Raw genomic sequence first — 24315 nt, forward strand, 5'->3', positions numbered from 1 at the left:
ACCCGCGGAGTCCCCATGAGCACCGCCACCGCCACCGCTCGCCCCGGCGCAGTCCTCGCCGATCTGCTGCCCGTCTCGCGCGTTCGCGACGCCGCCCTCGTGGTCGGCGGTGCGGCGCTCACCGGCCTCGCGGCCCAGCTGTCGGTCCCGATTCCCCACTCCCCGGTGCCGGTGACCGGCCAGACCTTCGCCGCCCTGCTCGTCGGCACCGCGCTCGGAGCCCGCCGCGGCTTCCTCTCCCTCGCCCTGTACGCGCTCGCCGGTGTGGCCGGCGTGCCGTGGTTCGCGGACGGTGCCTCCGGCTCGGGCGCCGTCTCCTTCGGCTACGTCCTCGGCATGCTGCTCGCCTCGGCGGTCGTGGGCGCCCTGGCCCGCCGCGGCGCCGACCGCTCCCCGCTGCGCATGGCGGGCACGATGATCCTCGGCGAGGCGGTCATCTACGCCGTCGGCGTGCCCTACCTGGCCGTGGCGGCCCAGATGTCCGCGTCCCAGGCGATCGCGGCCGGCCTCACCCCGTTCCTGATCGGCGACGCCCTGAAGGCCGCCCTGGCGATGGGCGCGATGCCGGCCGCCTGGAAGCTCGCCGACAAGCGCTGACGCCGTAGCCGTCCACCGGCGACGCACAGACGAAGAGACGCACGCACGAAGAGAGGAGGGAGCCCTCAGGGCTCCCTCCTCTCTTCGTGCGCGGACCGCGTCAGCCGACGGAGACCTTCTCGGTCTCGCCCTGCTCCGTGACCGCCGTCCGGTGGCCGCCGCCGAGCTTCTGCTTGACCACGGCGACGGCCAGCACGACCGCCGCGACCAGCAGCGACAGCAGCACGGTCTCGCGGCCGTCGTGCTTGGTGTCGGTGAGCATGTAGCCGAGGACGAAGACGATCAGTCCGGCCGCGGCCCAGGTCAGGTACGGGTACAGCCACATCTTCACGACCAGCTTCTCCGGCGCCTCACGCTGGATGATCTTCCGCATCCGCAGCTGCGAGAAGCAGATCACCAGCCAGACGAACAGGGCGACCGCGCCGGAGGAGTTGACGAGGAAGAGGAAGACGGTGTCCGGGAACTTGTAGTTGAAGAACACGGCCAGGAAGCCGAAGAGGACGGAGACGGTGATCGCCGTCCGCGGCACGCCACTGCTCGTGGTCCGGGCGAAGGCCTTCGGCGCGTCCCCGCGCTGGCCGAGCGAGAAGGCCATGCGGGAGGCGGTGTACAGGCCGGAGTTCAGGCAGGACAGCACCGAGGTCAGCACGATGAAGTTCATGATCTGACCGGCGTGCGCGATGCCCAGGGAGTCCAGGGCGGCGACGTACGAGCCCTTCTCGGCGATCGACTTGTCGTCCCAGGGGATCAGGGAGACGACGACCAGGATCGAGCCGAGGTAGAAGACGGCGATACGCCAGATGATGCTGTTGGTCGCCTTGGTGACGGCGCGCTGCGGGTCCTCGGACTCGCCCGCGGCCAGGGTGGCGATCTCGCTGCCCATGAAGGAGAAGACGACGAGCAGCACACCGGTGAGGATGGAGCCGGGGCCGTGCGGCAGGAAGCCGCCGTGTCCGGTGAGGTTGCCGAAGGAGGCCTGGTCGGCGTGGACGCCGGGCAGCACGCCGAAGACGGCCAGCAGACCGATGACGATGAACGCGGCGATCGCGACGACCTTGATGCCAGCGAACCAGAACTCGAACTCGCCGTAGGAGCCGACGGAGACCAGGTTGGTGGCCGTCAGCACCACCATGACGATCAGGGCCCAGCCCCACTGGGGCACGGCCGGGATCCAGCCGGACAGGATCGCGGCACCGGCTGTGGACTCCACGGCCAGCACGACGACCCAGAAGAACCAGTAGAGCCAGCCGATGGAGAACCCGGCCCAGCGGCCGAGCGCGCGGTCGGCGTGCGCGGAGAACGAACCGGACGTCGGGTTGGCGGCGGACATCTCGCCGAGCATGCGCATCACAAGGACGACGAGCGTGCCGACGAGGGCGTAGGAGAGGAGGATGCCGGGTCCGGCGGTGGCGATGCCGGAGCTGGAGCCCACGAAGAGGCCGGCGCCGATGACGCCGCCGATCGCGATCATCGTGAGATGACGGTTCTTGAGTCCAGCCTGAAGTCCGGAACCAGGGGTCATGGGACGGAATTCCTTTGCGCCGGTTGAGCGGTGTGCCGTACGAGGGGGCCGTTGTAGGGGCCGTGTACGAGCCGGTCCAGTGAATCCGAGGTGACGGAATTCGGGAACCTTTGAATCCCGATTGTTACTTGAGGTTTCTCTGAGCTTCAATGGTGCGGCTCACATCTTTCCGTCCCGACACCCGGAGCTGCTGCCCAGGATGCTCCGTGTCACACTCGTCCCATGCGCGTGTATCTCGGCTCGGACCATGCGGGCTTCGAACTCAAGAACCACCTCGTCGAGTGGCTCAAGGCGGCGGGACACGAGCCCGTCGACTGCGGGCCGCACATCTACGACGCCCAGGACGACTACCCGCCCTTCTGCCTGCGCGCCGCCGAGCGCACGGCCGGTGACCCGGACTCCCTCGGCATCGTGATCGGCGGCTCCGGCAACGGGGAGCAGATCGCCGCGAACAAGGTCAAGGGCGTCCGCGCGGCCCTCGCCTGGAGCGAGGAGACCGCATCCCTCGGCCGCCAGCACAACAACGCGAACGTCGTCGCGGTGGGTGCGCGCATGCACACGGTGGAGGAGGCGACCAAGTTCGTCGAGACCTTCCTCAACACCCCCTTCTCCGGTGACGACCGCCACATCCGCCGCATCGACATGCTCACGACCTACGAGACGACGGGCGACCTCCCGCCCGTCCCGGCGCACCACCCGCAGCAGTAACAGCAGCGGCGACGTGTAGGGGGGCAGGGGCGAAGCCCGGGACCCGAAGGCCCGGGCGGGGTCCGGGGCACAGCCCCAGGACCGCGACTTCACAGCGCACCGGGGGACAGGGGCCCGGGCGGAGCCCCGGGCGCGGCAGGAAAGGACACCGCACCGTGCCAGAGGGGCACACGATCCACCGCCTCGCCCAGGACTACGCCGCGCGCCTCTCCGGCACGCCCACCCGCGTCACCAGCCCCCAGGGCAAGTTCTCCGACGCCGCCGAACTCCTCGACGGCGCGGAACTCACCCGTACCGAGGCCCACGGCAAGCACCTCTTCCTCGGCTTCCGCGACAGCGACTGGGTCCACATCCACCTCGGCCTCTTCGGCAAGGTCACCTTCGGCGACGCCCCCGCACCGCCCCCCACGGACACCGTCCGCCTCCGCCTCGCGAACCCCACGTCGTACGTCGATCTGCGCGGCCCCACGACCTGCGCCCTGATCACCGACGCCGAGAAGGCGGCGATACACGACCGCCTCGGCCCCGACCCGCTCCGCCCCGACGCCGAGCCGGCCTCCGCCTACGCCCGCGTCCGCTGCAGCCGTACGACGATCGCCGCGCTGCTGATGGACCAGAAGGTCATCGCCGGCGTCGGCAACGTCTACCGCGCCGAGGTCCTCTTCCGGCACCGCATCGACCCGTACCGCCCGGGCAGGGACATCACCCCCGCCGAGTGGGAGGCGATCTGGACCGACCTGGTCGACCTGATGCGCGAGGGCGTCCGCAACAACCGCATCGACACCGTCCGCCCCGAGCACACGCCCGAGGCGATGGGCCGCCCCCCGCGCGTCGACGACCACGGCGGCGAGGTCTACGTCTACCGCCGGGCGACCCTGCCCTGCCACATCTGCGGCACCGAGGTCCGCACCGCGGGCCTGGCCGCCCGCAACCTCTTCTGGTGCCCCGCCTGCCAGCAGAACTGACGAGACCGGCACGGACGAGACCGGCCCGAAAGGCGCGGCGAAACCGGCACAAAGAAGCCCGGCAAACCGGCAGAGCCCCGAAACGGGCTCGCTAGAACCCATGCGGCAGCCAAGGCGCCACCGCCACCCCGAACGCCACCGCCGCCTCCGCCAGCGCCCCCGCCCGCAGCTCACCGACCCGCCCTGCCGCCGCCAGCGCCGTCAACGACACGCCACCGAGGTACGCCGCCCCCAGCTCCCGTACCGAGAGCTCCAGATCGGCCGCGTCGGAGGTCCGCTCGCAGGACGCCCCCTTCGCGTCCCCGCTGAGCCGCCACCGCCCGGTGTTCCAGGCACAGAACGCGTCCTCGACCTCGAGCACCACGTCCACCGGCGCCTGGTACGTCCGCGCCGCCAGCGCCGCCCCGACGTCGACCGGCCGTAGATACAGCGCGTCCCGCCGCCGCGGCCGGCACCGCCGGATGTCGGACACCAGGTACTGCCAGGCGTCGTCGACCGGCCGCCCCCGCACGGTCAGCGTCGTCGTCAGGTCGATGCCGAACAGGAAGCGCCACAGCGCCGCCTCGGTCGCCGGATCGAGCGCGGCCAGGTCCTCCAGCCGCACCGTGCCGTCGTGCCCGCCGACGCCCCAGCCGAGCTTGGTGCGGAACCGGGCGTACCCCGTGACCTCGCCCTCCCGCTCGGCGACCACGCACTGCAACGGCGACGCCCCGTCCCGTTCGCTCTCCGGATCGAGCAGTCCCGCCCGCTCCCAGCCGGGCCGCCGGGCCAGCATCCCGGGCCGGCCGGGCACCAGCGCGGCGTACACCGTCTCGCACGCGTCGAGCACCTCGGCGGGCGCCGCGTACCGCAGCCGTACGTCGTCCGTGCCGGCCGGGACCGACAGCCCGGCCCGGCTCGTGTCGATCTCGGCGTCGACCTGGAAGGTCGCCGCGCCGTACCCGAACCGGCCGTAGATCGCGGGTTCGGAGGCGGTCAGCACCGCCAGCGGCTCACCCCAGGAGCGCACGTCGTCCAGCTGCCGCCGCATCAACGACGTCAGCACCCCGCGCCGCCGGTGCGTCGCGGCCACACTGACCATCGTGATCCCGGCCGCCGGCACCAGGGCCCCGCCGGGCACCGTCATCCGGAAGCTGAACGCCCCCGCCGTCCCCACGCACGTCCGGCCGTCCCAGACCCCGAGCGAGCGGTCGTACTCGGTGAGCGAGCGGTCCAGTTCCCGCTCCTCCGGCGCCGCCGGCCCGCCGCCGAAGGCACGGACGAGGTTGTCGTACCACGCGTCCCACTCGTCCCGCCGCAGCACCCTCAGCTCGGTCGCAAGGTCAGTCGCCATGTGCCATGCCTACCAGGGCCGATGCGGGAGGGGCGAGGGAATTTCCCGCCGGTGGCGGCCGGTCCGGCCCCGCGCGGAGTTCCGTGTGACCTCGCGCCTCGGACGGGGGATAAGTCGGACCTCCCGTGCCAAGCGGTGGGTCCGGTGGATAGGGTCCCGGACTAATGGCAGCACGACGAGAGCGGCGCGCGGAAGCCGAGACGTACACGGCCCGGTTGAAAATGCAGTGGCACCGGGTCCGTGTCGGCGTGCGCAGAGCCGCCGTCGACTACTTCCGCGGGGACGGCTCGGACTGGATCGCGCTCGGCGGTCTGCTGCTCACCATCCCGCTGATCGCCGTGCTCACGCTCGTCGACTCGGTGTGGTTCTCGCCGGTCGGCCTGGTGCTGCCCATCGTCGCCGGCGGTCTGCTGCTGCGTCCGGCGAGCCTGCTCGGCCTGTACGCGGCCGCCGCCACCGCGCTGATCGTGGAGTCGGTACGGCTCGGCCCGTACACCGAGGGACCCTCCCGGGTGACCCCGGGCGTGGTGCTGGTGGTCGCCGCCTGCGGCTTCTTCGGGCTGCTGATCGCACAGTTCCGCAGCCGGGTCGGCGTGCCCTGGCGGCGCGGCGGCACCATGCTGTTCGACCTGCGTGAACGCATCCGGGTGCAGAGCAAGTTGCCGCAGCTGCCCGGCGGCTGGCACCGCGAGATGGCGCTGCGCCCGGCCGGCGGCCAGTCCTTCTCCGGCGACTTCGTGGTCGCGGCTCGCACCAACGGCGGCCGCACCCTGGAGGTGGTCCTCACCGACGTGTCCGGCAAGGGCATGGACGCCGGCTCTCGGGCACTGCTGCTGTCCGGCGCGTTCGGCGGCCTGCTGGGCAGCCTGCCCCCGCACGCCTTCCTGCCCGCGGCCAACGGCTATCTGCTGCGCCAGGACTGGGAGGAGGGCTTCGCGACCTCCATCCACCTGGTGCTGGACCTGGACTCCGGCGACTACGAGTTGTACTCCGCGGGCCACCCGCCCGGCCTCCAGCTCAGTGCGGGCAGCGGCCGCTGGGAGGAGAAGGCGGCCGAGGGCCCGCTCCTCGGGGTGTACGACGGCGCCCAGTTCGACTCGGTCAAGGGCTCCCTGCGCCCCGGCGACGTGCTGATGCTGTTCACCGACGGCCTGGTGGAGACCGCCGACCGGGACATCACCGAGGGCATCGACCGCCTCACCGGCGAGGCCGACCGCTATGTCGCCGGCGGCTTCCACGGCGCCGCCTGGCACCTGATCGAGGCGGTGGCCAAGGACGTCAACGACGACCGCGCGCTGCTGCTGATCTGCCGTGAGGGCCCCACGGCCCAGGCGCTCCGCTGAAGCCGGCCGGTAACACTGGAGGGGTGACCCACACTCACCCCGAGGCGCGGCCGCCGCTCACCCCGGCCGAGGTCGAGGCGCTCGCCCGCACCGCCCACGCCGGCCAGACCGACAAGGCCGGCCGTCCCTACATCGAACATCTGCGCGCCGTGGCCGAGGGCGTACGGGCCCGCGGCGGCGACGCCGAGCAGATCGCGGCGGCCTGGCTGCACGACTCCGTCGAGGACGACGCGCTCCCGGAGCGGTGGCTGCGCGAGGCCGCGCTGAGCAGTCGTACGAAGGACATCGTGCTCGCGCTCACCAAACGGGCGGGGGAGGAGCCGGAGGCGTACGCCCGGCGCATTCTCGCCACACCCGGCGCCCTGCTGGTGAAGGAGGCGGACCTGGCGCACAACGCCGATCCGGCCCGCCTCGCGGTCCTCGACGAGCCCACCCGCACGCGCCTGACCGAGAAGTACGCACGGATGCGCGCACTCCTCGGCCTCACGGACGGGAAGACGAACGGAAAGCGCGGCGCGCAAGCGGGCCGGAGAGACTCGGGAGCGCCCGGGAGCTAGTGCCGCGGCAGGCAGCGTTTGCCCGTCAAGGAGCGGCGTCCGGTGCGTGCTCTGGGGGTCCCCCCGGCCGAAGGCTGGGGGAGTGCCGGGTGCAAGTCCTCGTACTGGACGTACTTGGGCTTGTGCCCGGTGCGGTGAGTGGGGGCACCTCCCACGCCGTCAAGGCAGTGGGGGAGCGCCGGGCGTCGCGACGGGGCGAACGTTGCCTGTTGCGGCACTAGGCACCGACCCGCTCGGGCCGGGCAGCGGGGTTCGCGGACTGCGAGTGGCCACGAGCCACCCCCGTCCCTCCCGTACCCGTTCCTGAGCTGGTGGCCGGCTGCCTGAAGGCCCACTCCATCCTCGGCTCCACGGCGAACCGGAAGACGCGCCGTACGGGCTCGGTGCACAGCAGGGTGACCACGCCCGCGGCGGCGACGGTGACCACGACCGAGCCGAGCGGGCTGTGCAGCGCGGCCATGTCGAAACCGCCCGCGTACAACACGCCCTTGACCACGAAGCCGTGCAGCAGATAGCCGTACAGCGTGCCCGTGCCGAGCGCGGTGAACCAGGTCCGCCGGCCCGGCACCCAGGCGAAGAAGCACGCGGTCAGCAGCACCGCGCCGCCGAACATCACCAGCACCATGACGGGACCGGCCCACCAGGGGGCGCCCAGGTCCTGGGCGGCGCTCTGCCGGTAGACCCACGAGCCGTTCACGCGCGGCACGGTCCACCAGGCCCCCGCCAGCGCCACCGCGAACACCGGCACCGACAGGATCCGCACCGCGCGGCGGCGCACCATGTGGAAGTGCTCGGGTTTCATGCACAGCCCCAGCACGAAGCAGGGCAGGAACTGCAGAACGCGCTGGAGTTGCAGGTCCTGACCGATGCCCGGGGTGAGCGACGCGAGCATGGCGATGCCGAGGGCTAGGGGCAGGGGCCGGCGCACGAGATTCCAGACCGGGGCGGTCAGGCGCCACACGAACAGCGCGCACAGGAACCAGGTCAGGTACCACGGGGAGAGAAGGCTGATCTGCCGGTCGCCCGAGTGACCGACGAAGATCCGGAAGAGTGAATAGGCGGTCTCGAAGATGACGTACGGCACGGCGACGCCGCTGATCAGCCGCTTCAGCCGGTCCGGGCGCAGGTCGAAATTACGGGAGAAGAAGCCCGAGATGATGATGAACGCCGGCATGTGGAAGGTGTAGACGACGTCGTACGCGGCTTCGAGCGTCCGGCTGTCGTTCATGACCGCCGCCCAGGTGTGCCCCACGGCCACCAGCACGATCGCCAGGTACTTGGCGTTGTCGAAGAACGGATCGCGCTGTGTGCCGGGTCTTCCGCCGGGGCCATCGGACCGGCCGGGACCCGGCACGCCTGCGGGTGCCGGCGGCTGGGCCGGAGGGAGCGGTGTTCTGTTCTGTCCGGGAGACGAGGCGGAGTGGAACATCTGAGGCACCCTAGCGCTGTCTGTGGGATTACGGGCAACCCCCCGACTGGAAATGCTGACTATTTCCCACGTCTACCCAGGATTTGACGATGTTTGCGGGACCGAGGGGGTGACGACAGACACATCACACGCGCTGTTCCCGCACCCCGAATACGCCCTCAATGTCCGGATTCATCATGACGAGTTACGCCATGAAGACCACATCCTCCAGTGATATTCGAATCACTTGCGAACGCGATGTGTGGACATGGAAACGAAGTCACTGAATTCCGGGCGGAAGTGCGGCGACGGAAAGCGCCGAATTGCCGTACGGCACACGGCGGGAGAAGGGCGCCTGCCGTGAGGTCCCTGGGATCCGTGACACGGACCTGGCCGATGATGCGTCAGGCGTCGCATACGTGAGCCCTGTTGGTGGCACGATGGTTCCAGCGGGGGCGCGGGGATGGCGCCGCCGGGCCGGGAGAGCGGACCGACCGAGGGTGTGATCAGTTGTGGCCATTTCACTGTCAGTGGTGCTGCTGTTGGCGATCATCCTGGTGGTGTTGCTCAGAGGGGGGTCGATCAAGGCCGGGCCGGCCATCGTCGCCGTGCTCTTCGGCTTCTTCCTCGCGTCCACCGGTATGGCCCCGTCGATCAACCGCTTCCTGAACTCGATAGCGGACACGATCAACTCGATCAACTTCTGACGGAGGCGTCCCCCCGGCCCACGCCGGACCCGAACCCGACGGAGCGCCCCCGGACACGACCAAGGGCCAGGCGGAGAATCCATCCTCCGGCCTGGCCCTGAGCCACGCGGAGCGGGCGACGGGAATCGAACCCGCGTAGCCAGTTTGGAAGACTGGGGCTCTACCATTGAGCTACGCCCGCACACAACGCGCCGCAGGTCGACCGACCGCGGCACACCAGGCATCGTAGCGGGTCGCCCCCCATCCACGCACACCCCTTCCCCTCCCGCACCCCCGCGGACCCGGTCGCGACCTCACGCACCCCCGCCGAGCCCGGCCAACACCTCGTGCCGCTCCTCGTCCCCCGGGCGCTGCCCCGTCCGCCCGGCGGTGGGCCGCCCGGCGGTGGGCCGCCCGGTGTCCCCCTGGGGCACTGGCGTCCCCCAGGCCCCTCGAGGCTCCCTCGTCGCGTGCGGGACGGGTTTCGGCCGAAGGGGTGGGGTCGGCGTGTCGGGGGCGCGGGAGGGGCCGGGGTGACGGCGGGTGGCGGGGCGGGTGGCAAATGCGGCGGTCGTACTGGCTGCGGGCATGTACCCTACGTGTCGCACCAGACGGGGTGTGGCGCAGCTTGGTAGCGCGTCCGCTTTGGGAGCGGAAGGCCGTGGGTTCAAATCCCGCCACCCCGACCACCCGCCGACCGGGACCACCGCCGACCGGGATCACCACAGGTCGGCGCACTCGTCCCGGGAGCGCGCGAGCCACGGGATCCACTCGTGGTCCCCGCCGTGTTCCCCTGCGCGATCGCCCGTGATCGCCTTTTGGGACGCCGAGCCGCTGCGGTTACTATGCAAGCTGCGCGCCCGTGTGTCCGGCCTCTGGGCCTATGAACTCCTCCGGGCGGCGAATCCGCCGGACCGCCCTGACGGCTCCGGCGAAACCCGAGAAGTCAGCCACAAGGAGACCGAACCGTGAAGAGCGCCGTGGAGACCCTGAACCCGACCCGGGTTCGGCTCACTGTCGAGGTGCCCTTCGAGGAGCTCAAGGACAGCCTCGACGCGGCGTACAAGAAGATCAACCAGCAGGTCACGGTGAAGGGCTTCCGCAAGGGCAAGATCCCGGCCCGGGTCATCGACCAGCGGTTCGGCCGCGGTGCGGTCCTGGAGGAGGCCGTCAACGACGCGCTTCCGCGGTTCTACACCGACGCGGTCAACGAGGCCGAGCTGAACCCCCTGGGCCAGCCCGAGGTCGACATCACCGAGCTGAAGGACGGCGAGACGCTGAACTTCACCGCCGAGGTCGACGTCCGCCCGGCCATCGAGATCCCGGACTACTCCGGCATCGAGGTCGAGGTCGACGCCGTCGAGGTGACCGACGAGGACGTGGAGAAGGCGGTCGAGCAGCTGCGCGAGCGCTTCGCCTCCACCTCCCCGGTCGAGCGCGCCGCCGAGGACGGCGACGTCGTCACCGTCGACCTGGAGGCCAAGGTCGACGGCGAGGTCCTGGAGGACGGCGTCGCCGAGGGCGTCTCCTACACGATCGGCTCCGGTGAGCTGCTGGACGGCATCGACGACGCCGTGAAGGGCCTTCAGGCCGGTGGCGAGGCCACCTTCACCTCCGAGCTCAAGGGCGGCTCCGCGGCCGGCCGTGAGGCCGAGGTCACCGTCAAGGTCTCCCAGGTCGCCGCCCGCGAACTGCCCGAGCTGGACGACGACTTCGCTCAGCTCGCCTCCGAGTTCGACACCCTCGAGGAGCTGAAGGCCGACAGCCGCAAGCGCCTGGAGAACATGAAGCAGTACGACCAGGCCACGCAGGCCCAGGAGCGCGTCCTGGACAAGCTGCTGGAGCTGGTCGAGGTGCCCGTCCCCGAGAAGCTGCTCGAGGACGAGATCAACACCCGCAAGCACAACCTCGAGCACCACCAGCTCGCGCAGATGGGCCTCACCCTCGACAAGTACCTGGAGCTCCAGGGCAAGACCGCCGAGGAGTTCGACGAGGAGACCCGCGAGGCCGCGGTCAAGGGCATCAAGACCCAGTTCGTGCTCGACGAGCTGGTCAACAAGGAGAAGCTCAACGTCAACCAGGAGGAGCTCACCGAGCACCTCATGCGGCGCGCCGCCTCCTCCGGCATGTCCCCCGACGAGTTCGCCCAGGCCGTCGTGCAGCAGAACCAGGTTCCGCTGCTGGTCGGCGAGGTCGCCCGCGGCAAGGCCCTGGCCGTCGTCGTCGAGGCCGCGACCGTGAAGGACACCAACGGCGAGATCGTCGACCTGGACGACGAGGACGAGGACGAGGCCACCGAGGCGGAGACCGCCGCCGAGGCCGAGGGTGACGGCGAGGACAAGGCCGAGGCCTGATCCGCGACCTGATCCGCGCGCGTCGTCCACGACGCCGTACGTACGATGGGCCCTGGGGAACCGCTCCCCAGGGCCCGTTGTCATGACCGGCCACCCGCGAACCGAAGGCCCGGTGCGCTACGCCCCCGGCGAACACCCCCCTCAGCGGGATTCCCCGAAGGGAGCCGCGCGTTAGGGTCCATGAATACGAGGGCAGGGGAGTCCCCGAACAGGGCCGGACGGCCCCACGCCCCGGCAGAACACGTGAGACGGCCCGGCGCCGTCGTAAGACGAGCAGGTGGATACGTGACGAATCTGATGCCCTCCGCCGCCGGCGAGCCTTCCATCGGTGGGGGCCTCGGCGACCAGGTCTACAACCGGCTGCTCAACGAGCGGATCATCTTCCTCGGCCAGCCGGTCGACGACGACATCGCGAACAAGATCACCGCACAGCTGCTGCTCCTTGCCGCCGACCCGGACAAGGACATCTACCTGTACATCAACAGCCCCGGCGGCTCGATCACGGCCGGCATGGCGATCTACGACACCATGCAGTACATCAAGAACGACGTGGTGACCATCGCCATGGGCCTGGCGGCCTCGATGGGTCAGTTCCTGCTCAGCGCCGGCACCCCGGGCAAGCGCTTCGCGCTGCCGAACGCCGAGATCCTGATCCACCAGCCCTCCGCCGGTCTGGCCGGTTCGGCCTCCGACATCAAGATCCACGCCGAGCGGCTGCTGCACACCAAGAAGCGCATGGCCGAGCTCACCTCCCAGCACACCGGCCAGTCGGTCGAGCAGATCACCCGGGACTCGGACCGCGACCGCTGGTTCGACGCCCACGAGGCCAAGGAGTACGGCCTCATCGACGACGTCATCACGCACGCCGCCGGCATGCCGGGCGGCGGCGGCACCGGGGCCTGAGCGGCTCACCGGGGCCGCACGGCCCCCTGAGCCGCTCCCTCGGAGGCGCCGCTCCCCCCGTGACAGGCCCTGAAGGCCTTCACGGCCCCGGACCGGCCCCGGACCTCCGGACACCTCCGTGCAGCCCAGCCAGCCCCTCAGCCGACCGCCCAGCCCCCTTCCAGGAGACATCGTGAACGACTTCCCCGGCAGCGGCCTCTACGACCTCCCCCACAGCCTCAACGGCGTGGGAGGTGCCCCCAGGGCCGAGTACACCGGCCCCACGGCCGAGTCCCGCTACGTCATCCCGCGCTTCGTGGAGCGCACCTCCCAGGGCATCCGCGAGTACGACCCGTACGCGAAGCTCTTCGAGGAGCGCGTGATCTTCCTCGGCGTCCAGATCGACGACGCCTCCGCCAACGACGTGATGGCGCAGCTGCTGTGCCTGGAGTCGATGGACCCCGACCGGGACATCTCGGTCTACATCAACAGCCCTGGCGGCTCCTTCACGGCGCTGACTGCCATCTACGACACGATGCAGTTCGTCAAGCCCGACATCCAGACGGTGTGCATGGGCCAGGCGGCCTCCGCCGCCGCGGTGCTGCTGGCCGCGGGTACGCCGGGCAAGCGTATGGCCCTGCCGAACGCGCGGGTGCTGATCCACCAGCCGTACAGTGAGACCGGCCGCGGTCAGGTCTCCGACCTGGAGATCGCCGCCAACGAGATCCTGCGGATGCGCTCGCAGCTGGAGGAGATGCTGGCCAAGCACTCCAACCAGTCGATCGAGAAGATCCGCGAGGACATCGAGCGCGACAAGATCCTCACGGCCGAGGAGGCACTGTCGTACGGGCTGATCGACCAGATCATTTCCACCCGGAAGATGAACAACTTGGCCGTCCGCTGACGCGGACACCGGACCCGCCCGTCGCTCCTTGGCACGGTCACGTCGAAGTGAACCGTGCCAAGGGGGGCCCGAACGGGGGGCCCGGCAAGGTACCGTCGACATAAGGCAGCACCAGGAGCCGCTGGACCGCAAGGTGTCCAGGCGTCTCCCAGGCGAAGGGGAAGCACACCGTGGCACGCATCGGTGACGGCGGCGATCTGCTCAAGTGCTCGTTCTGCGGCAAGAGCCAGAAGCAGGTCAAGAAGCTCATCGCAGGGCCCGGTGTGTACATCTGCGACGAGTGCATCGATCTCTGCAACGAGATCATCGAGGAGGAGCTCGCGGAGACCAGCGAGGTGCGCTGGGAGGAGCTGCCCAAGCCCCGCGAGATCTACGAGTTCCTGGACGGCTACGTCGTCGGCCAGGAGGCCGCCAAGAAGGCCCTGTCCGTCGCGGTGTACAACCACTACAAGCGCGTCCAGGCCGGGGAGAACGGCGGCGGCCAGGGCCGCGAGGACGCCATCGAGCTCGCCAAGTCCAACATCCTGCTGCTCGGCCCCACCGGCTCCGGCAAGACCCTGCTGGCCCAGACCCTGGCCCGGATGCTGAACGTCCCGTTCGCCATCGCCGACGCCACGGCGCTGACCGAGGCCGGCTATGTGGGCGAGGACGTCGAGAACATCCTGCTCAAACTGATCCAGGCGGCTGACTACGACGTCAAGAAGGCCGAGACCGGGATCATCTACATCGACGAGATCGACAAGGTCGCCCGTAAGAGCGAAAACCCGTCGATCACCCGCGATGTCTCCGGCGAGGGCGTCCAGCAGGCCCTGCTGAAGATCCTCGAAGGGACCACGGCATCGGTCCCGCCCCAGGGCGGCCGCAAGCACCCGCACCAGGAGTTCATCCAGATCGACACGACGAACGTCCTGTTCATCGTGGGCGGCGCGTTCGCGGGCCTGGAGAAGATCATCGAGGGCCGGGCGGGTGCCAAGGGCATCGGCTTCGGCGCGACGATCCGCTCCAAGCGGGAGCTGGAGGCCAAGGACCAGTTCGAGGACGTCATGCCCGAGGACCTGGTGAAGTTCGGCATGATCCCCGAGTTCATCGGCCGCCTCCCCGTGATCACCAGCGTCCACAACCTCGACCGCGAGGCCCTGCTGAAGATCCTGGTCGAGCCGCGCAACGCCCTGGTGAAGCAGTACCAGCGCCTGTTCGAACTCGACGGCGTGGAGCTCGACTTCGAGCGCGAGGCCCTGGAGGCCATCGCCGACCAGGCCATCCTCCGCCAGACCGGTGCCCGCGGCCTGCGCGCCATCATGGAGGAGGTCCTCATGTCGGTGATGTACGAGGTGCCGTCCCGGAAGGACGTGGCGCGCGTCGTCATCACCGCCGATGTCGTCCACTCCAACGTCAACCCGACCCTGATCCCGAGGGACGCCCGCGGCCGCGGCACGGGCGAGCAGAAGACGGCGTAACCGCCCGAGCGACACGACGACGAAGGGGCCCCGCTCGATGACCGGGGCCCCTTCGTCGCGCTGCGTACCTGGCCTCAGTCGGCCTTCACGCGCACTTCCTTGCGGAACCTGGCGGTGATGTCGGCGGCGTCCGCCGGGTCGGTGGTCTTGCCCGCCAGCATGCTGGCCATCTCGATGGGCATGACGAAGCCGAGGGTGCTGTGGTCTCCCCAGATGCAGACCGTCATGTTCATCGACTTCGGCTCACCCTTGCCGCCGTCGGAGTTGTCGACCTTGGCCTGCTGGCACTTGAGGACCGCGTTGTCGAGCGCGGCGGGCTTGTACGCCTTCGGCTCGCCGACCAGGGTGACATCCTCGTCGTCGCCGCCCTTCTTGGTCTGGTCCTTCATGTGGGCGAACATCGCGTCGACGGTCTTCTCGGGGTCGTCGATGGTGCCGTACACGCCGCCGAACTGGATCTGCTTCATGGCCAGCGGGTTGCTCTCGTCCCCGGACTGGTACCCGGCGCTGACGTCCTTGGGGTTGTGCACGCCCCACTTCTCGGCGTCCTTCAAGTCGTCGTCCGACATGGTGCTGCTGTCGCTCTTGGTCTTCTTGTACTCGGTCAGCACCGTCGCCGGAGTCGTCAGCTTGTGCGGGCCGTCGTCGGCCACCGAGCCGCTGCCGCCACCGCCGCCGATCAGGAAGTACGCGCCCACCGCGATCGCGGCCACGACCGCCACCGCGCCGATGATCAGACCGGTCTTCTTCTTGCCGCCGCCGGCGGCCGGGGGCTGCGGGACGGCGCCGTAGGGCGGCTGCTGGCCGTAGGGGGGCTGGGGCTGCTGGCCGTACGGGGGCTGGGGCTGCTGGCCGTACGGGGGCTGGGGCTGCTGACCGTAGGGGTTCGGCTGCGGCGGGACGCCCTGCGCGGGCTGCTGGGGGTAGCCGTAACCCGGCTGCGGGGCCGACGGCTGCTGGGGGTAGCCGTAGCCGGGCTGCGCGGGCGGCGCCTGCGGCGGCTGCTGGCCGTAGGGGCCCGGCTGGCCGTACGGTCCGGGCTGCTGAGGCTGCCCGCCGTACGGGCCCGGCTGGTTGTAGCTCATTACTGGGTTCCCCTCCAGGTGCTTATGTGTTCCTGACATCCTGGCGCAGGCGCGCGGGGGGCAGGGCAGCGGGGTGGGGACCGTTACAGAACAAATGCGGTTCGGGACCGCGTCGTGACACCTCTAAACTGGCCCCGTGACCGAGAACGCTCAGCAGCAGCCACCAGCGCCCGACACCGAACTGCCGACCCAGTACGCGCCGGCCGACGTAGAGGGGCCGCTGTACGAGCGCTGGGTAGAGCGCGGTTACTTCGAGGCGGACGAGAAGAGCGACAAGCCCGCGTTCACCGTCGTCATCCCGCCGCCGAACGTCACCGGCAGCCTCCACCTGGGGCACGCCTTCGAGCACACCCTCATCGACGCCCTCACGCGCCGCAAGCGCATGCAGGGCCACGAGACGCTGTGGCAGCCCGGCATGGACCACGCCGGCATCGCCACGCAGAACGTCGTCGAGCGGGAGCTGGCCAAGGAGGGCAAGTCCCGGCACGACCTCGGCCGTGAGGCCTTCGTCGAGCGTGTCTGGCAGTGGAAGAGCGAGTCCGGCGGACAGATCTCCGGGCAGATGCGCCGCCTCGGCGACGGCGTCGCCTGGTCCCGCGAGCGCTTCACCATGGACGAGGGGCTCTCGCAGGCCGTCCAGACCATCTTCAAGCGGCTCTACGACGACGAGCTGATCTACCGCGCCGAGCGCATCATCAACTGGTGCCCGCGCTGTCTGACGGCCATCTCGGACATCGAGGTCGAGTACCAGGACGACGACGGCGAGCTGGTCTCCATGAAGTACGGCGACGGGGACGACGCCATCGTCGTCGCCACCACCCGTGCCGAGACCATGCTCGGCGACACCGCCGTCGCGGTTCACCCCGAGGACGAGCGCTACCGGCACCTGGTCGGCAAGCTCATCAAGCTGCCGCTGACCGACCGGTCCATCCCGGTCGTCGCCGACGAGCACGTCGACCCCGAGTTCGGCACCGGCGCCGTCAAGGTGACGCCGGCGCACGACCCGAACGACTTCGAGATCGGCCAGCGGCACGACCTGCCGTCCATCACGATCATGGACGAGCACGCCGTCATCACCGCCCACGGTCCCTTCCAGGGCCTGGACCGCCTGGAGGCCCGCTCCGCCATCGTCGCCGCACTGCGCGCCGAGGGCCGGATCGTCGCCGAGAAGCGGCCCTACGTCCACTCCGTCGGGCACTGCTCGCGCTGCAAGACCACCATCGAGCCGCGCCTGTCGATGCAGTGGTGGGTCAAGGTCGGCCCGCTGGCCAAGGCCGCCGGCGACGCCGTCCGCGACGGCCGCGTCAAGATCCATCCCCAGGAGATGGAGAAGCGCTACTTCGACTGGGTCGACAACCTCCACGACTGGTGCATCTCGCGGCAGTTGTGGTGGGGCCACCGGATTCCGGTGTGGTACGGCCCGAACGGTGAAGTCGTCTGCGTCGGCCCCGATGACGAGGCGCCCACCGGTGAGGGCTGGCACCAGGACACCGACGTCCTCGACACCTGGTTCTCCTCCGGTCTGTGGCCGTTCTCCACGTTGGGCTGGCCGGAGCAGACCGAGTCGCTCGCGAAGTTCTACCCGAACTCCGTCCTGGTCACCGGCTACGACATCCTCTTCTTCTGGGTCGCCCGGATGATGATGTTCGGCCTGTACGCGATGGACGGCACCCCGCCGTTCCACACCATCGCCCTGCACGGCATGGTCCGCGACCAGTTCGGCAAGAAGATGTCGAAGTCCTTCGGCAACGCGGTCAACCCGCTGGACTGGATGGACAAGTACGGCTCCGACGCCCTGAGGTTCACCCTCGCCCGCGGCGCCAACCCGGGCGTGGACGTCCCGATCGGCGAGGACTGGGTCCAGGGCTCGCGCAACTTCGCCAACAAGATCTGGAACGCCACGCGCTTCGCGCTGATGAACGGCGCGACGGTGGACGGGCCGCTGCCGGACCCGGCGAAGATGTCGTCGACCGACCGCTGGATCCTGTCCCGGCTGAACTCCGTCGTCGCCGAAGTCGACGCCCACTACGAAGACTTCCAGTTCGCCAAGCTGTCCGACGTGCTGTTCCACTTCGCGTGGGACGAGGTCTTCGACTGGTACGTCGAGCTGTCCAAGACGGTCTTCCAAGCGGGCGGCGAGCCGGCGGAGGTCAGCAAGCGGGTCCTGGGCGAGGTCCTGGACGTCACGCTCAAGCTGCTCCACCCGGTCGTCCCGTTCGTCACCGAGACCCTGTGGACCACGCTCACCGGCGGCGAGTCGGTCGTCATCGCCGAGTGGCCGAAGGACAGTGGTTTCCGCGACGCGGACGCCGAACGGGAGATCGAGACGCTGCAGTCGCTCGTCACCGAGGTGCGCCGCTTCCGGGCCGACCAGGGGTTGCAGCCGGGGCAGCGGGTCCCGGCACGGCTGGCCCTGGAGGGTACGGCGCTCGCGCCGCACGAGGCGGCCATCCGTCAGCTGCTGAGGCTCCAGCCGGAGGGTGACGGTTTCACCGCCACGGCGACGCTGCCGGTCGCGGGCGTCGAGGTCGCGCTCGACCTGTCCGGGGCGATCGACGTGGCGGCGGAGCGGAAGCGGCTGGCGAAGGACCTGGCCGCCGCCGAGAAGGAGAAGGCCCAGGCCACGGGCAAGCTCGGGAACGAGGCGTTCCTGGCGAAGGCGCCTGATCACGTGGTCGAGAAGATCCGTACGCGGCTGGCGAAGGCCGAGGAGGACATCACGCGGATTGCCGCGCAGCTGGAGCGGTTGCCGCAGGCGTGAGGTTCGTACGTCGCTGGAGGCCCCGGAGTCGGTGAGGCTCCGGGGCTTTCGGTTGCCGTGGGGGTAAGAGCGCCGGGGAAGGCACGACTGCCCGCGGGCGGGGAGCCGCAGCCATGGCGGCGCGGGTACGTAGACTGGCCCCGTGAGTGAGCTCCCCCCTGGCGGCAGTGGTCCGTCCGATCCTTTCGAGTCGTTCGACGAGATCATTGCCGCCGAGACGGAACGTGACCCCGATCTCGCGGTGATCGAGGCCGGTAGCCGGACCCTGCGAACGCAGGGTGGGCCGCCGCAGGCGGAGGTGCCGGGGCGGCCGGAGGACCCCGAGGTCGACAAGGCGCTGCGCGAGGTCGAGGCGGATCTGGCGACCCGCTGGGGCGAGACCAAGCTGGAGCCCTCGGTCACCAGGATCGCGGCGCTGATGGACGTGCTGGGCGAGCCGCAGCGGTCGTATCCGTCCATCCACATCACGGGCACCAACGGCAAGACCTCCACCGCCCGCATGATCGAGGCCCTGCTCGGCGCCTTCGAGCTGCGCACCGGCCGGTACACCTCGCCGCACGTGCAGTCGATCACCGAGCGGATCAGCCTGGACGGCGCGCCGATCTCCGCCGAGCGGTTCATCGAGACGCACCACGACATCAAGCCGTACGTGGAGATGGTCGACGCCTCCCAGGAGTACCGGCTGTCCTTCTTCGAGGTGCTGACCGGCATGGCCTACGCGGCCTTCGCGGACGCTCCGGTGGACGTCGCGGTCGTCGAGGTGGGGATGGGCGGCAGCTGGGACGCCACCAATGTGATCGACGCCGATGTCGCCGTGATCACCCCCATCGCGCTCGACCACACCGACCGGCTGGGCGGCACTCCGGCCGAGATCGCCGGGGAGAAGTCCGGCGTCATCAAGCAGGGCGCCACCGTGATCATGGCGCAGCAGCCGGTGGACGCCGCGCAGGTGCTGCTGAAGAAGGCCGTGGAGGTGGACGCGACCGTGGCCCGGGAGGGCCTGGAGTTCGGTGTCGTCGCCCGGCAGGTGGCCGTGGGCGGGCAGATGCTGACCCTGCGCGGCCTGGGTGGCGAGTACACGGAGGTGTATCTGCCGATGCACGGCGCGCACCAGGCGCACAACGCGGCCGTGGCGCTCGCCGCCGTGGAGGCCTTCTTCGGCGTGGGCGCGCAGCGCGCGGAGCCGCTGGACGTCGAGACCGTCCGCCGGGCGCTGGCGTCCGTCACCTCGCCGGGCCGGCTCGAGGTGGTGCGGCGCTCGCCGACCGTCGTGCTGGACGCCGCGCACAATCCGGCGGGTGCGCAGGTCACCGCGGAGGCGGTGCGGGAGGCGTTCGACTTCAGCCGGCTGATCGGTGTGGTCGGGGCCAGCGGCGACAAGAACGTGCGCGGTCTGCTGGAGGCCTTCGAGCCGATCTTCGCGGAGGTCGTGGTCACCCAGAACTCCAGCCACCGCGCGATGGACGCCGACGAACTGGCCGGGATCGCCGTCGAGGTGTTCGGCGAGGAGCGGGTCCAGGTGGAGCCTCGGCTGCCGGACGCGCTGGAGGCGGCGATCACGCTCGCCGAGGAGGAGGGCGAGTTCGCCGGCGGCGGTGTGCTGGTCACCGGTTCCGTGATCACGGTCGGTGAGGCCCGGCTGCTCCTGGGGAAGGGCTGACATCTCGTGCGTACGCTGTGTTCCTCGACGCTGATCGGTGAGTTCTTCGTCATCGGGTTCGCCGCACTGGTCGCGATGAAGGACCCGGGTCTTTCGATGGCGAGCGTGTGGACGGTCAGCGGCGTCGCGATGGCGCTGTGTGTGCTGCTGTGCGGTGTGGTGACCCGGCCCGCCGGGGTGGCGCTGGGCTGGGCGCTGCAGATCGCACTGGTCGCGTCCGGTGTCGTGGTGCCGACGATGTACTTCCTGGGCGCGGTGTTCGCCGGGCTGTGGTGGGCGTCGGTGCATTTCGGGCGGAAGATCGACGTGGCGAAGGCGAGATTCGCGGAGCGGTCCGCCGAGGCGACCCCCTCCTCCCCTGACGCTGTGTGACCAGCGCCCTGTACTCTTCGTTCACCGCACATCTGCAGGATAAGGAGTCCCCCCGTGACCCAGCGCACCCTCGTCCTCCTCAAGCCCGACGCCGTCCGTCGTGGCCTGACCGGCGAGATCATCAGCCGTATCGAGCGCAAGGCCGGCTGGCAGATCACCGCGCTGGAGCTGCGCACCCTGGACACCGACACGCTGGAGCAGCACTACGGTGAGCACAAGGGCAAGCCGTTCTACGAGCCGCTGGTGGCGTTCATGTCCTCCGGTCCGGTCGTGGCGATGATCGTCGAGGGTGAGCGGGTGATCGAGGGGGTGCGCGCCCTGGCCGGTCCGACCGACCCGATCGCCGCGGCTCCCGGCTCCATCCGCGGGGACTACGGCGTGATCGTCCGGGAGAACCTCATCCACGCCTCCGACTCCGAGGAGTCCGCCGAGCGCGAGGTGAAGATCTTCTTTCCCGGCCGGGGCTGACGTCCGTTTTCTCTGACGCACCGTCAGGCTTTACCTGTGCCTGACCTGGGCGGCCGTGAAAGACGGCCGCCTCGCGGCATATGCGATGCCGATCGGGGGAACGCGTGCCTCCGATGGGCCGTCTCCACAAGCGAGGCGGTACGCCATCTGCTGACAATGGCGAAGACCCTCGCGCAGTGTTCGTGCAGGCGCGTTTACGATGGAAGCCTTCACGTCACAGCACCCACCTCGCCGTACCTGAAATGCCCTCAAAGCACCCAGGGAAGGCCAGACGAATCCTGATGGGGAACTCAATGTCGTTCATCGGCCGTGACATGGCTGTCGACCTCGGGACCGCCAACACGCTGGTGTACGTCAGGGGTCGCGGGATCGTACTCAACGAGCCGTCCGTCGTCGCGATCAACACGAACACCGGTGGCATCCTCGCGGTCGGCGCCGAGGCGAAGAAGATGATCGGGCGCACGCCCGGCAACATCGTGGCCGTGCGCCCTCTCAAGGACGGCGTCATCGCCGACTTCGAGATCACCGAGCGGATGCTGCGCTACTTCATCCTGAAGATCCACAAGCGCCGGTATCTGGCGCGTCCGCGCGTCGTGGTCTGCGTGCCCTCCGGCATCACCGGCGTCGAGCGCCGCGCCGTCATCGAGGCCTCCTCGCAGGCCGGCGCCCGCCAGGTGCACATCATCGAGGAGCCCATGGCCGCGGCCATCGGCTCCGGCCTGCCGGTCCACGAGGCCACGGGCAACATGGTGGTGGACATCGGCGGCGGCACCACGGAGGTCGCGGTCATCTCGCTCGGCGGCATCGTCACGGCCCAGTCCATCCGCGTCGCGGGCGACGAACTGGACAACGCGATCATCCAGCACGTCAAGAAGGAGTACAGCCTTCTGCTGGGCGAGCGCACGGCCGAGCAGATCAAGATCACGATCGGTTCGGCGTACGACCTGGACTCCGACGAGCACACCGAGATCCGCGGCCGGGACCTGGTCTCCGGGCTGCCCAAGACCGTCGTCATCTCGGCCGCCGAGGTCCGCAAGGCGATCGAGGAACCGGTCAACGCGATCGTCGACGCGGTCAAGACGACCCTCGACAAGTGTCCGCCGGAGCTGTCCGGCGACATCATGGACCGGGGCATCGTGCTGACCGGCGGCGGCGCGCTGCTGCGCGGCCTGGACGAGCGGCTGCGCCGCGAGACCGGCATGCCGATCCACATCGCCGAGGACCCGCTGGACAGCGTGGCGCTCGGCTCCGGCAAATGCGTCGAGGAGTTCGAGGCGCTCCAGCAGGTCCTGGACGCCCAGCCGCGCAGATGACACAACTCTTCGATTCCGCCGTACGAGCAGTTCTCCTCTCGTGCGGCGGATCGTTGATATAGAGGCATAAGCTCCCGCAAATGGGCCCCTTGGGACCGCGCTCAGGGTCAGCGCTTCCGGGGGCCACCCAATTTCCGACGAGGAAGGGCACGGCCGCCGCACGTGAGGGACACGAAAGAGAGCCGGCTGCTCCTGGTGCTGCTGATCGCCGTCGCGTTCGCGCTGATCACGGTGGATATCCGCGGTGGGGAGAACTCCCCGGTGGACGGCGCCCGGCATGCCGCCGCCGCCGTCTTCGGCCCGATCGAGAACGGCGTGTCGGGCGCGGTGAACCCGGTCGGCGACGCCGTCTCCGCGGTCCGTGACTCCGGTGAGCGCCACGACCGGCTCGCCGCCCTGGAGAAGGAGAACGCCGCTCTCAAGGCCAAGCTCGGCAGCGACGACCGCAACCGCAGCCGCCTGGACCAGCTGAACCGGATGCTGAAGCTGGCCGGCCAGGGTCAGTACGGCATCAAGGGCGCCCAGGTCATCGCCATAGGAGCCGCGCAGGGCTTCTCCTGGACCATCACCATCGACGCGGGTGCGAGCGACGGTATCAAGCGCGACATGACCGTCCTCAACGCCGACGGCCTGGTCGGCCGGGTCACCACCGTCGGCCCGGACTCCTCCACCGTGCTGCTCGCCAACGACCCCGACTTCACCGTCGGCACCCGGATGGAGGGCAGCGACGAACTCGGCTTCGCCTCCGGCCAGGGCGACCGCCCGCTGCGCGTGCAGCTCCTCAACGGCAAGGCGGAGGTGAAGAAGGGCGACCGCCTGGTCACCTTCGGCTCCCAGGGCGGCAAGCCCTTCGTGCCGGGCGTCCCGGTCGGCGTCGTCTCCCGCGTCGACCCCTCGGGCGGCGACCTGACCCGCACCATCTACGTCACGCCGTACGTCGGCTTCACCAAGCTCGACGTCGTCGGTGTCGTCGTCCAGGCCCCGAAGAAGGACCCGCGCGACGAGGTGCTGCCGCCCAAGCCCAAGCCGACCCCGACGCCCACCGTGACGGTGACGGTCACCCCGTCCGCCGACGCGAACGCCACCGACGGGCCCGACGCGCAGTCCACCGGCGACGCGCAGCCCACCGACGACCAGCTGCCGTAGGAGCGAGAAGTCCCCATGCGCCTCAACCGGATTCTGCTCTCCACCGCGCTGGTCGTCGTGGCCCTGGTGATCCAGGTGAGCGTCCTGTCCCGGCTGCACCTGCCGGGCGCCGTCCCCGACCTGCTGCTGCTCACCGTCCTGGGCCTGGCCATGGTCTACGGGCATGTCGGCGGCGCCCTCGTCGGCTTCGGCGCCGGACTGCTCGCCGACCTCGCCCCGCCCGCCGACCACGCCGCCGGCCGCTACGCCCTGGTGCTGTGCGTCATCGGCTATCTCGCCGGGCTCATCAAGCCCGAGACCGGCCAGGTCAAGTCGGCCACCGGCCCGATGGCCGTGGTGGTCGCCGCCGCGCTCGGCTCGACGCTGCTGTACGCCGGTGTCGGCGCCCTCGTCGGCGACACCGCCGCCCGCCATGTCGGCCTGCCGGGCCTGCTGATCAGCGCCGCCGTCTACGACCTGCTGCTCGCCCCGTTCGTCGTTCCCGGCATCATGGCGCTGGCCCGGCGCTCGGAGCACGACCCGTTCTCCGAGACGTCCGCCGTCAAACAGGCGACCGACATCTCCTCCGGCTGGCTCTCCTCCGGCACCGGGCTGCGCATCGGCGGCCAGCGCGGCGCGCTCGGCGGCCTGAAGACCAAGGCCCGCGCCCGCAGTACCCGGGTCGGCCGCATCAAGGGGGTCAAGCGGCTGTGAGAGCACGGCAGTTGACCGCCTCCGGCGTTCACAGCTTCATGGGATACGACTCGTACCGGCCGTACCGGCGCGACACAGACCAGTACGACTCCCGCCGGAAC

21 protein-coding genes and 2 tRNA genes are annotated in these 24315 nt (G+C 70.0%); 18 read left to right on the forward strand and 5 right to left on the reverse strand.

What is annotated here, in order from left to right; all coding sequences use genetic code 11:
* The first annotated feature begins 15 nt into the window (after positions 1 to 15).
* A complete protein-coding gene (locus R2S09_RS05645) occupies positions 16 to 597 on the forward strand; it encodes a biotin transporter BioY (protein WP_316740031.1) in 582 nt (193 codons plus the stop codon).
* A 100-nt stretch (positions 598 to 697) separates the two neighbouring features.
* Here R2S09_RS05645 and R2S09_RS05650 read toward each other — a convergent pair whose 3' ends face one another.
* A complete protein-coding gene (locus tag R2S09_RS05650) occupies positions 698 to 2119 on the reverse strand; it encodes an amino acid permease (RefSeq protein ID WP_306190152.1) in 1422 nt (473 codons plus the stop codon).
* A 222-nt stretch (positions 2120 to 2341) separates the two neighbouring features.
* Between R2S09_RS05650 and R2S09_RS05655 the strand changes: the two genes are divergently transcribed.
* Together R2S09_RS05655 and R2S09_RS05660 are read left to right on the forward strand one after the other, a co-directional pair.
* On the forward strand, positions 2342 to 2827 hold the full coding sequence (locus R2S09_RS05655; RefSeq protein ID WP_306190153.1) for a ribose-5-phosphate isomerase: 486 nt from the start codon (positions 2342 to 2344) through the stop codon (positions 2825 to 2827).
* A gap of 155 nt (positions 2828 to 2982) precedes the next feature.
* Positions 2983 to 3792, forward strand: a complete 810-nt coding sequence (locus R2S09_RS05660) for a DNA-formamidopyrimidine glycosylase family protein (RefSeq protein WP_316740032.1) — start codon at positions 2983 to 2985, stop codon at positions 3790 to 3792.
* A gap of 91 nt (positions 3793 to 3883) precedes the next feature.
* Here R2S09_RS05660 and R2S09_RS05665 read toward each other — a convergent pair whose 3' ends face one another.
* Positions 3884 to 5125 carry a GNAT family N-acetyltransferase gene (locus R2S09_RS05665; protein WP_306190155.1) on the reverse strand — a complete coding sequence of 414 codons (1242 nt, stop codon included), beginning with the start codon at positions 5123 to 5125 and terminating at the stop codon, positions 3884 to 3886.
* Positions 5126 to 5289: 164 nt separating this feature from the next.
* Here R2S09_RS05665 and R2S09_RS05670 point away from each other — a divergent pair, with 164 nt between their 5' ends.
* A complete protein-coding gene (locus tag R2S09_RS05670) occupies positions 5290 to 6468 on the forward strand; it encodes a PP2C family protein-serine/threonine phosphatase (protein ID WP_306190156.1) in 1179 nt (392 codons plus the stop codon).
* A 23-nt stretch (positions 6469 to 6491) separates the two neighbouring features.
* Positions 6492 to 7025, forward strand: coding sequence for an HD domain-containing protein (locus tag R2S09_RS05675; RefSeq protein ID WP_316740033.1), 534 nt, complete (start codon positions 6492 to 6494; stop codon positions 7023 to 7025).
* Between the two features lie 217 nt (positions 7026 to 7242).
* On the opposite strand, the gene R2S09_RS05680 is transcribed toward R2S09_RS05675, so the two are convergent.
* Positions 7243 to 8454, reverse strand: coding sequence for an acyltransferase family protein (locus R2S09_RS05680; RefSeq protein WP_316740034.1), 1212 nt, complete (start codon positions 8452 to 8454; stop codon positions 7243 to 7245).
* A gap of 491 nt (positions 8455 to 8945) precedes the next feature.
* Here R2S09_RS05680 and R2S09_RS05685 point away from each other — a divergent pair, with 491 nt between their 5' ends.
* A complete protein-coding gene (locus R2S09_RS05685) occupies positions 8946 to 9140 on the forward strand; it encodes a hypothetical protein (RefSeq protein ID WP_030171279.1) in 195 nt (64 codons plus the stop codon).
* A gap of 110 nt (positions 9141 to 9250) precedes the next feature.
* Here the strand turns inward: R2S09_RS05685 and R2S09_RS05690 are convergent.
* Positions 9251 to 9321, reverse strand: a tRNA-Gly gene (locus R2S09_RS05690).
* Between the two features lie 410 nt (positions 9322 to 9731).
* Here R2S09_RS05690 and R2S09_RS05695 point away from each other — a divergent pair.
* The 5 genes from R2S09_RS05695 (at position 9732) to clpX (ending at position 14716) form a co-directional block, all read left to right on the forward strand.
* Positions 9732 to 9808: transfer RNA gene (locus R2S09_RS05695), tRNA-Pro, on the forward strand.
* A 279-nt stretch (positions 9809 to 10087) separates the two neighbouring features.
* Positions 10088 to 11473, forward strand: a complete 1386-nt coding sequence (tig, locus tag R2S09_RS05700; protein ID WP_316740035.1) for a trigger factor — start codon at positions 10088 to 10090, stop codon at positions 11471 to 11473.
* A 297-nt stretch (positions 11474 to 11770) separates the two neighbouring features.
* Positions 11771 to 12376, forward strand: coding sequence for an ATP-dependent Clp protease proteolytic subunit (locus R2S09_RS05705; RefSeq protein ID WP_030171301.1), 606 nt, complete (start codon positions 11771 to 11773; stop codon positions 12374 to 12376).
* Between the two features lie 172 nt (positions 12377 to 12548).
* The gene (locus R2S09_RS05710; RefSeq protein ID WP_306190161.1) at positions 12549 to 13259 is read left to right on the forward strand and encodes an ATP-dependent Clp protease proteolytic subunit; all 711 of its coding nucleotides are present in this window, start codon (positions 12549 to 12551) and stop codon (positions 13257 to 13259) included.
* Between the two features lie 170 nt (positions 13260 to 13429).
* Positions 13430 to 14716 carry an ATP-dependent Clp protease ATP-binding subunit ClpX gene (clpX, locus tag R2S09_RS05715; protein ID WP_086724555.1) on the forward strand — a complete coding sequence of 429 codons (1287 nt, stop codon included), beginning with the start codon at positions 13430 to 13432 and terminating at the stop codon, positions 14714 to 14716.
* A gap of 74 nt (positions 14717 to 14790) precedes the next feature.
* Here the strand turns inward: clpX and R2S09_RS05720 are convergent, their stop codons facing one another.
* Positions 14791 to 15801 (reverse strand): hypothetical protein, encoded by a 1011-nt coding sequence (locus R2S09_RS05720; RefSeq protein WP_316740036.1) that lies wholly within the window; start codon positions 15799 to 15801, stop codon positions 14791 to 14793.
* Positions 15802 to 15937: 136 nt separating this feature from the next.
* On the opposite strand from R2S09_RS05720, the gene R2S09_RS05725 reads away from it, so the two are divergent.
* From R2S09_RS05725 to mreD, 7 genes are all read left to right on the forward strand, one after another.
* A complete protein-coding gene (locus R2S09_RS05725; protein ID WP_316740037.1) occupies positions 15938 to 18562 on the forward strand; it encodes a valine--tRNA ligase in 2625 nt (874 codons plus the stop codon).
* A gap of 142 nt (positions 18563 to 18704) precedes the next feature.
* A complete protein-coding gene (locus R2S09_RS05730; protein WP_306190164.1) occupies positions 18705 to 20222 on the forward strand; it encodes a folylpolyglutamate synthase/dihydrofolate synthase family protein in 1518 nt (505 codons plus the stop codon).
* Between the two features lie 6 nt (positions 20223 to 20228).
* The gene (locus tag R2S09_RS05735; RefSeq protein ID WP_316740038.1) at positions 20229 to 20594 is read left to right on the forward strand and encodes a DUF4233 domain-containing protein; all 366 of its coding nucleotides are present in this window, start codon (positions 20229 to 20231) and stop codon (positions 20592 to 20594) included.
* A 54-nt stretch (positions 20595 to 20648) separates the two neighbouring features.
* Positions 20649 to 21062: a nucleoside-diphosphate kinase gene (ndk, locus tag R2S09_RS05740; RefSeq protein WP_030171330.1), complete on the forward strand. Its 414-nt coding sequence runs from the start codon at positions 20649 to 20651 to the stop codon at positions 21060 to 21062.
* Positions 21063 to 21355: 293 nt separating this feature from the next.
* Positions 21356 to 22375 (forward strand): rod shape-determining protein, encoded by a 1020-nt coding sequence (locus R2S09_RS05745; RefSeq protein ID WP_030381728.1) that lies wholly within the window; start codon positions 21356 to 21358, stop codon positions 22373 to 22375.
* Between the two features lie 162 nt (positions 22376 to 22537).
* On the forward strand, positions 22538 to 23521 hold the full coding sequence (mreC, locus tag R2S09_RS05750; RefSeq protein WP_306190166.1) for a rod shape-determining protein MreC: 984 nt from the start codon (positions 22538 to 22540) through the stop codon (positions 23519 to 23521).
* A 15-nt stretch (positions 23522 to 23536) separates the two neighbouring features.
* Positions 23537 to 24214, forward strand: coding sequence for a rod shape-determining protein MreD (gene mreD / locus R2S09_RS05755; protein ID WP_306190167.1), 678 nt, complete (start codon positions 23537 to 23539; stop codon positions 24212 to 24214).
* The last annotated feature ends 101 nt before the right edge of the window (positions 24215 to 24315 follow it).

The sequence above is a fragment of the Streptomyces sp. MK7 genome (genome assembly GCF_032658145.1).
GTDB classification, from domain to species: Bacteria; Actinomycetota; Actinomycetes; order Streptomycetales; family Streptomycetaceae; genus Streptomyces; species Streptomyces spiralis.

What these genes read in the sequence shown, in the direction of transcription:
- R2S09_RS05720 (WP_316740036.1), bottom strand. Translation starts at nt 15,801, where the DNA reads ATGAGCTACAACCAGCCGGGCCCGTACGGCGGGCAGCCTCAGCAGCCC.
- mreD (WP_306190167.1), top strand. Translation starts at nt 23,537, where the DNA reads ATGCGCCTCAACCGGATTCTGCTCTCCACCGCGCTGGTCGTCGTGGCC.
- R2S09_RS05670 (WP_306190156.1), top strand. Translation starts at nt 5,290, where the DNA reads ATGGCAGCACGACGAGAGCGGCGCGCGGAAGCCGAGACGTACACGGCC.
- R2S09_RS05680 (WP_316740034.1), bottom strand. Translation starts at nt 8,454, where the DNA reads ATGTTCCACTCCGCCTCGTCTCCCGGACAGAACAGAACACCGCTCCCT.
- R2S09_RS05655 (WP_306190153.1), top strand. Translation starts at nt 2,342, where the DNA reads ATGCGCGTGTATCTCGGCTCGGACCATGCGGGCTTCGAACTCAAGAAC.
- R2S09_RS05705 (WP_030171301.1), top strand. Translation starts at nt 11,771, where the DNA reads ATGCCCTCCGCCGCCGGCGAGCCTTCCATCGGTGGGGGCCTCGGCGAC.
- R2S09_RS05645 (WP_316740031.1), top strand. Translation starts at nt 16, where the DNA reads ATGAGCACCGCCACCGCCACCGCTCGCCCCGGCGCAGTCCTCGCCGAT.
- R2S09_RS05665 (WP_306190155.1), bottom strand. Translation starts at nt 5,125, where the DNA reads ATGGCGACTGACCTTGCGACCGAGCTGAGGGTGCTGCGGCGGGACGAG.
- R2S09_RS05745 (WP_030381728.1), top strand. Translation starts at nt 21,356, where the DNA reads ATGTCGTTCATCGGCCGTGACATGGCTGTCGACCTCGGGACCGCCAAC.
- R2S09_RS05650 (WP_306190152.1), bottom strand. Translation starts at nt 2,119, where the DNA reads ATGACCCCTGGTTCCGGACTTCAGGCTGGACTCAAGAACCGTCATCTC.